This is a genomic window from Caulobacter sp. 73W, assembly GCF_041021955.1.
In the GTDB taxonomy this organism is placed as follows: domain Bacteria; phylum Pseudomonadota; class Alphaproteobacteria; order Caulobacterales; family Caulobacteraceae; genus Caulobacter.
Map to the genome: position 1 here is coordinate 833,741 of NZ_CP158375.1, position 12,189 is coordinate 845,929.

Here is a 12,189-nt window from a genome sequence, read left to right on the forward strand (position 1 = left end):
CTATAAGCCCACTCTCCGACCCTCCAGCCGACGGATGGTCCAGTCCGCCGGGAAGAGAGAACCCTCTGAAAACGCTGGTATTTCACACACAAAATATGCTATCTCGTCAGCCATGCTCGATGTCGCCGATCCGAAAACCGTACTGACGGTGCAGTCCCCGCCCCTGTCCAAGGGCGCGGCGACGCGTGCGCGCATCATGGACCTGGCCTATGACCGGATCGTCGACAAGGGCTTCGCGGCCACGTCGATCGAGGAGCTGGTCGAGGCCGGCGGCATCACCAAGAGCGGGTTCTTCTACCACTTTAAGGACAAGAACGACCTCGCCCGCCAGCTGATCGACCGCTTCATCGAAGAGGACGAGGCGCTGCTGGACAGCCTGGAGAGCCGGGCCCGCAGCCTGCACGAGGACCCGCTGCACGCGTACCTGATCTTCCTGAAGTTCACCGCCGAGGTGATGGAGGAGGTGCTGAAGGTCCGGCTCGGCTGCATCGTGGCGGCCATCGTCATACAGGACAGCGCCTTCGACGCCGGGGTGCGCGAGCGCGGGCTGGAGATCGTGATGAGCTGGCGTCGCCGCTATCAGGCCTGGCTGGAGGAGATCGCCGCCGTCCATCCGCCGCGCATGGCCGTGGACCTGGAGACCCTGGCCGACCAGATGACGGTCATCGTCGAGGGCGGCATCCTGCTGGCCAAGGGCCTGCGCGACCCCAGCCAGGCGGCGCGGCACATCCTGCTGTACCGGGACAGCGTGCGGCTGTTGTTCAGCTAAAAACGGCTCACCCCGGCGAAGGCCGGGGTCCAGGTGAAACCCTGCTGATGCTCTGGATAAATCTGGATCCCGGCCTTCGCCGGGATGAGCGGTTGAAGAGTCCCCTCCCCGCAAGCGGGGGAGGAGAAGAGCTTACTTCAACCCGTGCCCGCCGACCGGGACGGTCTCTACGTGGCTTTCGAAGGCCGCGATCAGGGGGCGGCCCTTGGTGATGGCGTCCTTCACCGAGGGGAGCTGCAGGGAGGCCTTGTGGCTTTCAGCGCTGTCCCAGACCTCGGTGATCCAGATCGCGTCGGCGTCATCGGGCGCTTTGGCGACGACGTAAGACAGGCAGCCGGGCATGCCGGACACGCCCTCCAGCAGGATGGCGATCAGCGCGTCGCGCTGGCCGGGGGCGGCTTTCATCTTGCCGATCAGGCCGTACATGGGCGTGGCTCCCGCAGCGGTGGACAGGGTTGCGCCCGCCAGGCCGAGGGCCAGGCTTCCAGTCACGAAATCGCGGCGGCGGGGCGTCATGGGGGAAGTGGTAGCGCCGGAACGAACGCCGCGCCAGCCAATCCCCTCTCCCCGCAAGCGGGGCGAGGGGATTTTAAGTATCCGGCGCCAGCGCGGCGATGATCCGGCAGTCGGCGATGGCACCCCGGCCGCACTGGTCGATCATGCCGGACAGCTCGCGGCCCAGGGCCTGGAGGTCGGCGATCTTGCGCTCGACCACCGCCAGGTGGGCGTGGGCCAGGGTGTCGACCGTGGCGCAGGACTGGTCGCGCTGGTCAGCCAAGTCCAGCAGGGTGCGGACCTGATCGATGGGGAAGCCCAGCTCCCGCGCGCGACGGATGAAGGCCAGGCGGCCGCGCTCGGCCTCGCCATAGGCGCGGTAGTTGCCGGCGGTGCGCGGCGGCGTGGGCAGCAGGCCGATCCGCTCGTAATAGCGGACGGTCTCGACCTTCACCCCCGCGGCGCGGGCCAGATCCCCGATGGTCAGCGTCACTCTCCGTGTCCTCCGAACCGCACGCGCACGCCGCAGTTGACGATGAAGCCGTCGGCGGGAGCCCAGGAGTCGACCGTCCACTGGCCGTCCGGCGCCCGGCGCTGCAGGAGGAGGCGATCATACTTGGTCTGGCGGACGTTGAGGATGTTCTCGAGATTCACGAACAGGCTGATGTCGCCGAGGGTGACTTCGCCCAGGGCGCCGACCTCCAGGTACGACTTGCCCCGCGTGCGATAGGGGTTGTCCTCCAGCGCCTGCGGGCCGGTGTAGTAGGCCTCCAGCCCCACGCGGCCCTTGCCGTTCTGCTCCCACATGGCGACCACGCCGGCGGTGTGGCGCGGGGTCAGGGGGATAACCCGGCGGCCGGCGCCGACGGGATCAGGCTCGGAGGAGTCCACATAGACGTAGCTGCCGGTGACGGTGAAATCGCTCCAGCGATAGCGCAGCAGCGCCTCGACCCCGCCGGTGCGGGTCAGGCCGGGCGCGTTGACCAGCCGCACGCTTTCCGGGCCGGTCTCCACCAGGGTCACAGCGTCGTGGATGTGGGACATGAAGACGGTCAGGTTCGCCTCGAACGGGCCCCGGGCGTAGCCGGCATCGATGGAGGCGGTCTCCGCGGTTTCGGCCTTCAGGCCGGTGAACGGCTCCAGCCGCGAGAGGCCGGTGGCGTCCACCTCCTCCACGAACGGGGTCGGGGCGTAGAAGCCCTTGCCCAGCGAGGCGCGGACGGTCCACGGCCCCGGCCGATACATGACCGACAGGCGCGGGCTGAGGCGCGAGCCGTACTCGCTGTGGACGTCGAAGCGGGCGCTGCCGGCCACTGTCAGGTCTTCGGTGAAGTCATGCTCCACCTGCGCGAACAGGCCGGGGACGCTGTAGGTGTAGTCGAACCCCGAGAAGGCGTCGGAGCGGTAGTCGTCGGCCTGGAAGGCGAGACCGCCCAGCCATGAGGTCCCCTCCGGCCCGCCGGAGATCGAGGCCTCGGCCAGGAAGGTGCGGTGGCGGTCATCCTCGACCACCGGGCCGAAGCGGTGTTCGTGCTTTTGGCTGACGGCGGAGGCGCGCAGATGGGCGGCGGTCCCGGGGCTCAGCGGAACGCGGGCGGTAAGGCCGGCGTCCAGGCGACGGCTGTCCTGGCTTTCGACGAAGGGGCGGCCGTCCGGCGCCGTGCGGCCGGGCATGGTCCCGCCGTCGCGTTGCTCGCCCATGGCGCCGAGGGTGAAGAAAGCGGCCGCGCCGTTGTCGGCGTTCCAGAACAGGCGCGGGCGAACGGTCCAGCGGTCATAGCCCGCCATGTCCGCCCAGCCGTCGGCATCCAGGTCCTGGCGGCTCTGACGGTGCAGGCCGCCGGTGACGGAATAGGACCACTGGTCGTTGATGGGCGCCGAGCCATAGGCGGTGAGGTCCTGGCCGTTGCGGCTGGTCAGGTTCAGCAGAATCTCGCCCTGCGGCGTGTCGGCCGGTCGCCGCGAAACGAGGTTGATGACGCCGCCCAGGGCCGACGAGCCATAGAGGGCCGAGGCCGCGCCCTTGATCACCTCCACCTGGCCCAGGTCGGTGGGCGGGATCTGCAGCAGGCCGATGGACTGGCCGCCATACAGCGGCAGGCCGTCGGCGAGCAGCTGGGTGTAGCGGCCGCGCATCCCCTGAACCCGCACGTTGGAGGCGCCCAGGGACGGCGAGGTGACCTGCACCCGCAGGCCGCCGGTCTCGCTGACGATCATGGCCACGTTGCCGGGCCGCATCAGCATCTTCTCCTCGATCTCCTCGCGGCCCATGACCTCGACGCGGATTGGCTCGTCCTGCACGCGGCGGCCGGTGCGAGTGGCCTGGACGATGACAGCCTCGACGGCTTCGTCCTCGTCGCCCTGAACCTCCTGGGCGTGGGCCGTCAGGGGCGCCAGAACCACGGCGACGGCCAGCGGAACGAGACGGGTTCGAAACAAGCGTGAGCGCAAAATGTTCAAGCCTTGCAATGAGATAACATACCCGAACAACTCATCCGGCGATGTCAGCCTCTTGCAGGCTGTAGCAGGTGCAGGGTCAAGCGCCTTGCGTGCTTCGGGACGCGCTTAGGCGCTCTCGGCATGACAAAGCCCCCTACTCCGCCGCCAGCGGCCGCCTTGCCGCTTCCACGTCGCGGGCGGGGGGCAGGCCGTAGAGGCGGCGATATTCGCGGCTGAACTGGGAGGGGCTCTGGTAGCCGACGCGGAAGCCGGCGGTGGCGACGTCGGCGTCCTCGACCAGCATCAGGCGGCGGGCTTCGTGCAGGCGCAGCTGCTTTTGATACTGCAGCGGGGTCATGGCGGTGACCGCCTTGAACTGGTGGTGCAGGGAGGACTCGCTCATGCCCACCGCCTCGGCCAGGGCCTCGATGCGCAGGGGCTGGTCGTAGTTGTCGCGCAGCCAGGCGACGGCGCGAGGCACGCGGCCGCCCGTCCCCTCGCCCGCCGTGATGTGCAGCAGCCGCGCGGCGTCGGGGCCGGTGAGCAGACGGTAGAGGATCTCGTCCTGGATCAGCGGCGCCATGGCGGGGATGTCGTGCGGCCGCTCCAGCAGGCGGACCATGCGCAGCACCGCGTCGAGCAAGTCCGGCCCCGCCGAGTTGACGGCCAGGCCGCGCACCGCGTCGGCGGCGGTGGCCGGGCGCGGCACGCCGATGCGGCGCATCAGCTCCCCCAGGCGCGCGGGGTTGATCGCCATGCCCAGGCCGATCTGCGGCTTCTCCGGCGTCGCCTCGACCACGCAGGAGGCGACCGGCATGTCGAGGGCGACCAGCAGATAGTCGCCGACGCCATAGCGCAGACTCTCCTCGCCGATGCGGACGACCTTGGCGCCCTGGACCACCAGGGCCAGGCACGGCCACTGGGCGGTGTGCAGCGGCATGCTGGGCGAGGTCTTGCGGGCGATGAAGAGGCCGTCGACGGCGGTCTCCACATGGCCGTCCTCCGGCGTGAACCGGGTGATCAGGGAGACCAGCTCCGCATAGGGATCGGCAGGAAGCGTCATGGGGCCAACCTAGCGGGCGGATGGGCGGGCGATAGTGCGGAACGTCGGTTTTTGCAGGATCAGGCAAAACTCCTGCGGGATCGTTTCTGTCGCGCCGACGGGGCCGCATGACAGACTGGTGTTGTCAGGATAGCGGAGCCGCCCGCCACGGCGACGCCCTTCGCATCCCGACCGCATCCGACCTCCCCGTCCTGGATGCAGGATCGCACACCCGCTCGAAGGAGAATTCCATGGCTCGGATCATCGATTACAACATGCACGCAGACGCGCCGCGGTCCGAGCAGCGGGTCATGGAAGCCGTCGAGATCACCACCTTCCGCCTGCGCGGCTGCACGGTGGAGCAGTTCATCGACGCCAACGCGGGAGTGGACGCCTGGCTGCGCCGCCAACCCGGCTTCCGCTCGCGTCGGATCATGGAGCAGGCCGACGGCTCGGTGGCCGACGTACTGGTCTGGGCGGCGGTGTCGGACGGCCGCGCGGCGGCGGACGGCCTGATGGACGAACTGGCGGACTCGCCGGTCCACAACCTGATCGATCAGCGCACGGTGTGCTGGAGCGTCTCGCCCGTGCGCCACAGCGTGGGTTGATGCGCGGGCATTGTGCGTGCTTCGAGACGCGCTCTCGCGCTCCTCAGCATGACGGGCTTTGTTGCTGCTGAATTCGTCATCCTGAGGAGGCCGACAGGCCGTCTCGAAGGACGCAACGCGCCTAGTCGATCGTCCCGGCTTCGACCGCGTTGGCGGCGACCTGGGTGGGGGGCAGGGTTTCGGCGACCTTTGTCGCGCTGATCGGGATGACGCCGTCCAGCATGTTCACCGCCTCGCGGATGAACTTGGCGTGGGTGACGACGCCGATCTCCAGCCGTTCCTTGTTCAGCTCCACCTGCTGGGTGAGCATGCCGGCGACGAACTGAACTTCCTGGGCCTCGCCCGCCCCGGGGCGACGGCGGGCGGCCTGGGCCATGAACACCGGGCCGCCGGAATTGCCGGGAAACACCGCGAAATCGAGCAGGAAGGTCGGCGAATTGTCGGCCGGGCCCAGCGGGTAGGAGGCCACTCGGCCCGAACGCAGGATCGGGAAGCCGGCGCCGTTGGCGGCCAGGCCGCGCGGGAAGCCCAGCGCCATCATCTCGTCGCCGGGGCCGAGCGCCACCTTGCTGAAGGTTTCGTCCGCGGCCAGCCAGGCCAGAGGGATCGCCGCCTTGGCGAATTCCGGCGGCGCGACGACCTCGATCGCGGCCACGTCGCGGGTCGGGTGCTTGGCCCATTCCGGTTGGTTGGCGGCGTCGCGGATGGTCATGGTCTGGGGGTCGTAGCGCCAGACGCCGTCGCCGCCCTGGACGCGATAGCCGATGCGGGCGCTGGCTTTGGGCATACGCTCCAGCACATGGCCGGCGGTGACCAGCACGGTGCGCGGACGGCCGTCAGGGGTCGGGGCGTCGACCAGGAAGCCGGTGCCCACGGTCCGGCCGCCGTCGGGCAGGGCCTGTTCGACCTGCACCGTCGCCTGAATGAGATCGAGTGAGAGATCCCAGGCCATGGACGCCCCTTGAATACGCGACTCAACTGGCCCCATTTGACCAACCTCGAATCCGCGTCACAAGCTGGCGTCCTGCCGCACCCCTAGGTTTTAGGACCCCGCATGCAAAACCGACGCGAACTTCTGGCCTCCGCGGCCGCCCTGGTCGCTTCTTCCGCACTCATTCCCGGTGAATCTATGTCCGCGTCGCCTACCCTCCCCAAGCCGCCCGTCGCCAAGAAGGAACCGAAGCGCATCGAGCAGCTGGGCCGCGTGCGGACCGACGACTACGCCTGGATGAAGGACGACAACTGGCAGAAGGTCTTGCGCGACCCCAGCCTGATCAAGGCGGACGTCAAGGCGCACCTGACCGAGGAGAACGCCTACACCAAGGCCATGCTGGCCAAGACCGAACCGCTGCAGAAGGCGATGTTCGAGGAGATGAAGGGCCGCGTCAAAGAAGACGACGCCTCCGTCCCCGCCCCCGACGGCGCGTTCGAATACTACACCCGCTACAATGTCGGGGCGCAGCACCCGATCTACGCCCGCAAGCCGCGCGGCGGGGGGGCCGAGGAAGTGCTGCTGGACGCCGACGCCCTGGCCAAGGGCAAGGCCTATTCGGAGGTCGGCGCGGCCGACCACAGCCCCGACCACAAGCTGTTCGCCTATGCCGAGGACGCGCAGGGCTCGGAAGTCTTCCGCGTGTTCGTGAAGGACCTGGCCACCGGCCAGGTGCTGGCCGAGCCGGTGGAGAGCTCCACCGGGGACTTCACCTTCTCGCCCGACTCCCAGTGGCTGTTCTGGACCCATCGCGACGACAACGGCCGGCCGGACAAGATCTATCGCCGCCCGGCGCGCGGCGGCGCCAAGGACGACGTGCTGGTCTATGAAGAGGCTGACGAGGGCTATTTCATCGGCATTGGCCGCGTGGCGTCCGACCAGTTCCTGGTCATCAGCGCCGGCAACAACGACAGCTCCGAAGCCCTGATCATCCCGGCCGCCGACCCGACCGCCAAGCCCAAGGTGGTGGAGCCGCGCAAGGCCGGCGTCCGCTATGACGTCGAGCACTGGGACGGCGACTTCATCATCCGCACCAACGCCGGCGACGCGGTGGACTTCAAGCTGGTGCGCGCGCCGGTTTCCGATCCCTCGGCCAAGAACTGGAAGGAGTGGGTCGCCCACCGTCCGGGCACGCTGATCGTCGGGACCACCGCCTATCAGAACCACTTCGTGCGGCTGGAGCGCGTCAACGCCAACACCCGTATCGTCGTCACCGAAAAGGGCGGGGCCGAGCATCCCATCGTCATGGACGAGGAGGCCTATGTCCTGTCGCTGGAGGGCGGGTACGAGTTCGACACCCCGGTGATGCGCTATGTCTACCAGTCGCCGACCACCCCGCGTCAGTGGTTCGACTACGACATGGCCAAGCGCACGAAGGTGCTGCGCAAGACCCAGGAAATCCCGTCCGGCCACAACCCGGCCGACTACGTCACCAAGCGGCTCTACGCCAAGGCGCCCGACGGCGCCGAAGTGCCGATCACCGTGCTGATGAAGAAGGGAACCAAGCTGGACGGCTCGGCCCCGCTGCTGCTTTACGGCTATGGCAGCTACGGCATCCCGATGGATCCCAGCTTCTCGATCCGCAACTTCAGCCTGGTGGACCGGGGCTGGATCTGGGCCACGGCCCACATCCGCGGCGGCTCGGAAAAGGGCTGGGGCTGGTTCCTGGACGGCAAGCGCTTCAAGAAGAAGAACACCTTCACTGACTTCATCGCCTGCGCCGAGCACCTGCACGCCAACGGCTATGGGGCGAAGGGGCGTACCGTGGCCTATGGCGGCTCGGCCGGCGGCCTGCTGATGGGGGCGGTGACCAACATGCGCCCCGACCTGTGGAGCGGCATCATCGGCGCCGTGCCGTTCGTGGATGTGATCAACACCATGAGCGACACGTCCCTGCCGCTGACCCCGCCGGAGTGGCCCGAATGGGGCAACCCGATCGAGGACGCGGAAGCCTACGACTACATGCTCAGCTACAGCCCCTACGACCAGATCGGGGCCAAGCCCTATCCGGCGGTGCTGGCCACCGGCGGCCTGTCGGACCCGCGCGTCACCTATTGGGAGCCGGAAAAGTGGGTCGCCAAGCTGCGCGACCACACCACGGGAACGAGCCCTATCCTGCTGAAGATCAACATGGAAGCCGGACACGGCGGGGCGTCCGGCCGGTTCGATTTCCTGAAGGAGATCGCGTTGGACTACGCGTTCGCCGTCTGGGCGGTCGAGAAGGGCTGGGAGAAGGCGTGGTGAGGATCACCGGCGGCTGCCTCTGCGGCGGCGTCCGCTATGAAGCGGAGGGGCCGCCGGCCTATACGGGCCATTGCTACTGCGCCGACTGCCGCAAGGCGTCGGGCGGCGGTTTCATCCCGTTCATGGGCTTTCCCGCCGAGGCGGTGCGGTTCAGCGGCATGACCCGGCAGTTCCGCTCTCCCGCCTTCAAGGGCGGCGAGGCGGTGCGCAACTCCTGCCCCACCTGCGGCGGGCTGGTGTTCGGCGGGGTGGTCGGCGAGAGCGACAGCCACACCCTCTATGCGGGCTCGCTGGACGACCCGAGCCTGTTCAAACCCCAGATCGCCATCTTCAACCGCGACCGTCCCGCCTGGGCGCCCCTGCCCCCGGACGTCGCGGTGTTCGAGACGATGCCGGAGTGAGGGGGCGCTAAAGGGGAGGTGGCCCGGAGGGCCGGAGGGGACTGCTGAGCCAGCACCCAGTTCTACCCCCTCCACCGCTTCGCGGTCCCCCTCCCCCTGAGGGGGAGGATTGGGGTATGCACGCCACATGAACATCCGCCCCGCCACGCCCGCCGACGCCGCCGCCATCGCAGAGATCTATGCCGACGCCTGTCTGAACGGGTTCGGTACGTTCGAGGAGGTCCCGCCCTCGGCGGACGAGATCGCGACCCGCATGGCCGGGGTGCAGTCTCGGGGGCTGCCGTATCTGGTGGCCGAAGAGGACGGCGAGATCCTGGGCTACGCCTATGCCGGGCCTTTCCGGCTGCGGGCGGCGTACCGCTACACGGTCGAGGACAGCGTCTACATCTCGCCCAAGGCCAAGGGCCGGGGCGTCGGGCGCGCGGTGCTGGGGGCGGTGCTGGACGCCTGCGCGGCCATGGGCCTGCGGCAGGTGATGGCGATCATCGGCGACACCAGCAACGCCGGCTCCATCGGCCTGCACAAGGCCATGGGCTTCGAGCCGGTGGGCACGTTCCGCGACGTGGGCTTCAAGCAGGAGCGCTGGGTCGACATCGTGCTGATGCAGAAGAGCCTGAACGGCGGATCGGAGACGCAGCCGGACGCCGAGGGCCTGAGCCTGAAGGGCTTCTAGAGCGCGCCCAGCTTCTCCGCCCGCGCCAGGTCCTTGGGCCGGCCGAACAGGCGCAGGATCTCGATCTGCTCGGCGACGTCGGGGATGAAGATTACCGCGCCGGCGACATCGACCGCACGGCGCGTCCGCGGTCGCACGGGCACCCAGGCCCCGTTCGACATCACCTCCAGGTCGCCCATGACCTCGATGTCCAGGGGCGTCGCATCGGTGGTGAAGAAGCAGGAGCGGAAGTGGTCGCCGCTCGCCTTTCCGACCGGCGGCGTGGCGCCCAGGGCCGCCGCGACGCGGGGCGCGTCGGCGGTGGAGGTCAGGACATCCACATCCGCGACCTCCTTGTCATCCAGCCCCGCCAGGGCCATGGCCGCGCTGCCGATCACCCACCACGGATCGCGGCTGGCGCCGCAGGCCTGGGCGGTCAGGGCGAGGCTTTGCGCCAGGGACGGCGAAATCGGCATGCGGGGTTGTTTCCGTTCAAGAGCTGTCGCGTTGGCGTCCTAGGATGCGCGCGGCATTCAACGCAACGGGAGAGACATCATGGCCCTGAAGATCAAGCGTCGCGGTTCGGTCGCCTGGACCGGCGGCATCAAGGACGGCAAGGGTTCGATCAATACCGAGAGCGGCGCCCTGAGCGCGTACCCCTACGGCTTCGCCAGCCGGTTCGAGGGGCAGGCCGGGTCGAACCCGGAAGAGCTTCTGGGCGCGGCGCACGCGGCCTGCTTCACCATGGCCCTGTCGCTGATCCTGGGTCAGGCCGGCTTCACCGCCGACAGTCTGGAGACCAGCGCCGAGGTCACCCTGGAAGAGCAGGACGGCGGCTACGCCATCACCGCAATCCACCTGACCCTGAAGGGCAAGGTCCCGAACATCGACGCGGCGACCTTCAACGAGCTGGCCGGCAAGGCCAAGGCCAACTGCCCGGTGTCCAAGGTCCTGAACGCGGACATCACGCTGAGCAGCGAACTGGCCGGCTGAGACCAATCGGCGGAGCCTGACGGGCGCCGGCCATACCGCCATCGCCATCTCAGGCGCCCGCCGGCGTGTTGATCGGCGGGCCGAGGATCTTGATGCGGCGGTCCAGGGCCGCCGCCGCCAGGGCCTGCTGCTGGGCCGGGGTCGGCTCCGCCGGCTCCGGCAGGGCGGCGGCTTCCGCCGGTCGGCCCATGGCGCGGATGAGGCCTTCGAAATCCGGCCCCGGCGTCATGACCAGGCATCGGGCGCCGCCGGGGGACTCCACCACGAAGCCGTGCGGCACGCCCTTGGGCGCGACCAGGGTCTCGCCCGCGCCGGCCAGCCGCTCCACATCTCCCACCCGGAAGCGGACCATCCCCTCAAGGACGTGGAACACCTCGTCCTCGCTATGGTGCATGTGCAAGGGCGGCGCCTCGCCATGGGGCATCCAGTGCTCCATGACCGACAGGCCGTCGGCGCTGTCGCTGGACGCCCGGTGAATGGCGACGCGGGTGTTCAAAAACCAAAGTCCGTGGTCGTGGGCCGCAGTCATCGGCGCGCCTCCTTCGTGGAAATGACGAGGCCGCTCCACTAGTCGCGCGTTCGGGGATAAGGAAATCGAACCTTGATATGGGGCCGATCCGCCGGATGAATTTCCAGACCTTCGACCTGAACCTGCTGCGGGTGTTCGACGCCTTGATGCGTGAGCGCAGCGTGACGCGGGCGGGAGAGCGCGTCGGCCTCAGCCAGCCGGCGGTGAGCGCGGCCCTGGGCCGGCTGCGCGCGACGCTGGATGATCAGCTCTTCGTGCGGCGGGGCAGCGAGATGGCGCCGACGCCCCGCGCCGAGGATCTGGCGGAGCCCATCCGCGAGGCGCTGTCGGCGGTGGAGCGCAGCCTGTTCGGCGAGCGCCGCTTCGACCCGGCCTCGACCGAGGCCAGCTTCACCCTGCTGGGCGCCGACTTCTTCTCCATCCTTGTCCTGCCGCTGATGGCGGCGCGGCTGCGCACGGAGGCGCCGGGCGTCAGGTTGCGGTTTCTCGACAGCGCCCGGGGCGAGGTCGATCGCCTGCTGCAGGAGGACGCCATCGACCTGGCCCTGGAGCGGCCGCTGCATCTGCCGGAATGGGTGGCCAGCGAGCCGATGTTTGACGCCCCCTTCGCCATCGTCGCCGCCCAAGGACATCCGCGGCTGCGGGACGTCCCGGAAGGTGAGGCGATCCCCATGGATGTCTTCTGCGCGATTCCCCAGGCTATCCGGTCCATCACTGGCGATATGTCCGGCATGATGGACGAGGCGTTGCTGGCGGCCGGCGGGCGGCGCGAGGTGGTGCTGGCCCTGCCCCACTTCCACGGGGTGGCGCTGGCCGTCGCAGGCAGCGACCTGATCGCGGCCTTGCCGATCCAGTATGCCCGCGCGGTGGCGGGCGACCTGGGACTGGCGCTGTATCAGCCGCCGATGCCCAGCCCCACGCCGGAGATTCGCATGTACTGGCACAGCCGCCACGACCGCAGCCCGGCTCATCTGTGGCTGCGCGGCGTGGTCCTGGAGGCCGTGCGCAGCCTCTGAGGCATCCCGA

At 68.9% G+C, this 12,189-nt stretch carries 14 protein-coding genes; 7 read left to right on the plus strand and 7 right to left on the minus strand.

Annotated elements, in window-relative coordinates; translation table 11 throughout:
- The first annotated feature begins 112 nt into the window (after positions 1–112).
- Positions 113–769 carry a TetR/AcrR family transcriptional regulator gene (locus ABOZ73_RS03965; RefSeq protein WP_369060909.1) on the plus strand — a complete coding sequence of 219 codons (657 nt, stop codon included), beginning with the start codon at positions 113–115 and terminating at the stop codon, positions 767–769.
- Positions 770–901: 132 nt separating this feature from the next.
- On the opposite strand, the gene ABOZ73_RS03970 is transcribed toward ABOZ73_RS03965, so the two are convergent.
- From ABOZ73_RS03970 to ABOZ73_RS03985, 4 genes are all read right to left on the minus strand, one after another.
- Positions 902–1,285 carry a putative quinol monooxygenase gene (locus ABOZ73_RS03970; protein WP_369060911.1) on the minus strand — a complete coding sequence of 128 codons (384 nt, stop codon included), beginning with the start codon at positions 1,283–1,285 and terminating at the stop codon, positions 902–904.
- Positions 1,286–1,358: 73 nt separating this feature from the next.
- Complete coding sequence (locus ABOZ73_RS03975; protein WP_369060913.1) at positions 1,359–1,757, minus strand: helix-turn-helix domain-containing protein; 399 nt, start codon at positions 1,755–1,757, stop codon at positions 1,359–1,361.
- A complete protein-coding gene (locus ABOZ73_RS03980; RefSeq protein ID WP_369060915.1) occupies positions 1,754–3,703 on the minus strand; it encodes a TonB-dependent receptor plug domain-containing protein in 1,950 nt (649 codons plus the stop codon). The genes ABOZ73_RS03975 and ABOZ73_RS03980 overlap by 4 nt, the downstream gene beginning before the upstream one ends.
- A 154-nt stretch (positions 3,704–3,857) precedes the next feature.
- Positions 3,858–4,766, minus strand: coding sequence for an AraC family transcriptional regulator N-terminal domain-containing protein (locus tag ABOZ73_RS03985; protein WP_369060917.1), 909 nt, complete (start codon positions 4,764–4,766; stop codon positions 3,858–3,860).
- A gap of 230 nt (positions 4,767–4,996) precedes the next feature.
- On the opposite strand from ABOZ73_RS03985, the gene ABOZ73_RS03990 reads away from it, so the two are divergent.
- A complete protein-coding gene (locus ABOZ73_RS03990; RefSeq protein WP_369060919.1) occupies positions 4,997–5,353 on the plus strand; it encodes a hypothetical protein in 357 nt (118 codons plus the stop codon).
- Positions 5,354–5,474: 121 nt separating this feature from the next.
- Here the strand turns inward: ABOZ73_RS03990 and ABOZ73_RS03995 are convergent, their stop codons facing one another.
- Positions 5,475–6,305 carry a serine protease gene (locus ABOZ73_RS03995; RefSeq protein ID WP_369060921.1) on the minus strand — a complete coding sequence of 277 codons (831 nt, stop codon included), beginning with the start codon at positions 6,303–6,305 and terminating at the stop codon, positions 5,475–5,477.
- A gap of 102 nt (positions 6,306–6,407) precedes the next feature.
- On the opposite strand from ABOZ73_RS03995, the gene ABOZ73_RS04000 reads away from it, so the two are divergent.
- From ABOZ73_RS04000 to ABOZ73_RS04010, 3 genes are all read left to right on the plus strand, one after another.
- Positions 6,408–8,588, plus strand: a complete 2,181-nt coding sequence (locus ABOZ73_RS04000; protein ID WP_369060923.1) for a S9 family peptidase — start codon at positions 6,408–6,410, stop codon at positions 8,586–8,588.
- Positions 8,582–8,989: a GFA family protein gene (locus ABOZ73_RS04005; RefSeq protein ID WP_369060925.1), complete on the plus strand. Its 408-nt coding sequence runs from the start codon at positions 8,582–8,584 to the stop codon at positions 8,987–8,989. The genes ABOZ73_RS04000 and ABOZ73_RS04005 overlap by 7 nt, the downstream gene beginning before the upstream one ends.
- Positions 8,990–9,116: 127 nt before the next feature.
- A complete protein-coding gene (locus tag ABOZ73_RS04010; RefSeq protein ID WP_369060927.1) occupies positions 9,117–9,662 on the plus strand; it encodes an N-acetyltransferase family protein in 546 nt (181 codons plus the stop codon).
- On the opposite strand, the gene ABOZ73_RS04015 is transcribed toward ABOZ73_RS04010, so the two are convergent.
- A complete protein-coding gene (locus ABOZ73_RS04015; RefSeq protein WP_369060929.1) occupies positions 9,659–10,117 on the minus strand; it encodes a hypothetical protein in 459 nt (152 codons plus the stop codon). The genes ABOZ73_RS04010 and ABOZ73_RS04015 overlap by 4 nt on opposite strands.
- A gap of 85 nt (positions 10,118–10,202) precedes the next feature.
- Here ABOZ73_RS04015 and ABOZ73_RS04020 point away from each other — a divergent pair, with 85 nt between their 5' ends.
- Positions 10,203–10,634 carry an OsmC family protein gene (locus tag ABOZ73_RS04020; RefSeq protein WP_369062480.1) on the plus strand — a complete coding sequence of 144 codons (432 nt, stop codon included), beginning with the start codon at positions 10,203–10,205 and terminating at the stop codon, positions 10,632–10,634.
- A gap of 49 nt (positions 10,635–10,683) precedes the next feature.
- On the opposite strand, the gene ABOZ73_RS04025 is transcribed toward ABOZ73_RS04020, so the two are convergent.
- Complete coding sequence (locus ABOZ73_RS04025) at positions 10,684–11,163, minus strand: cupin domain-containing protein (RefSeq protein ID WP_369060931.1); 480 nt, start codon at positions 11,161–11,163, stop codon at positions 10,684–10,686.
- Between the two features lie 95 nt (positions 11,164–11,258).
- Here ABOZ73_RS04025 and ABOZ73_RS04030 point away from each other — a divergent pair, with 95 nt between their 5' ends.
- Entirely contained in the window at positions 11,259–12,179 is a 921-nt protein-coding gene (locus tag ABOZ73_RS04030; RefSeq protein WP_369060933.1) for a LysR family transcriptional regulator, read from the plus strand.
- Positions 12,180–12,189 lie beyond the last annotated feature (10 nt).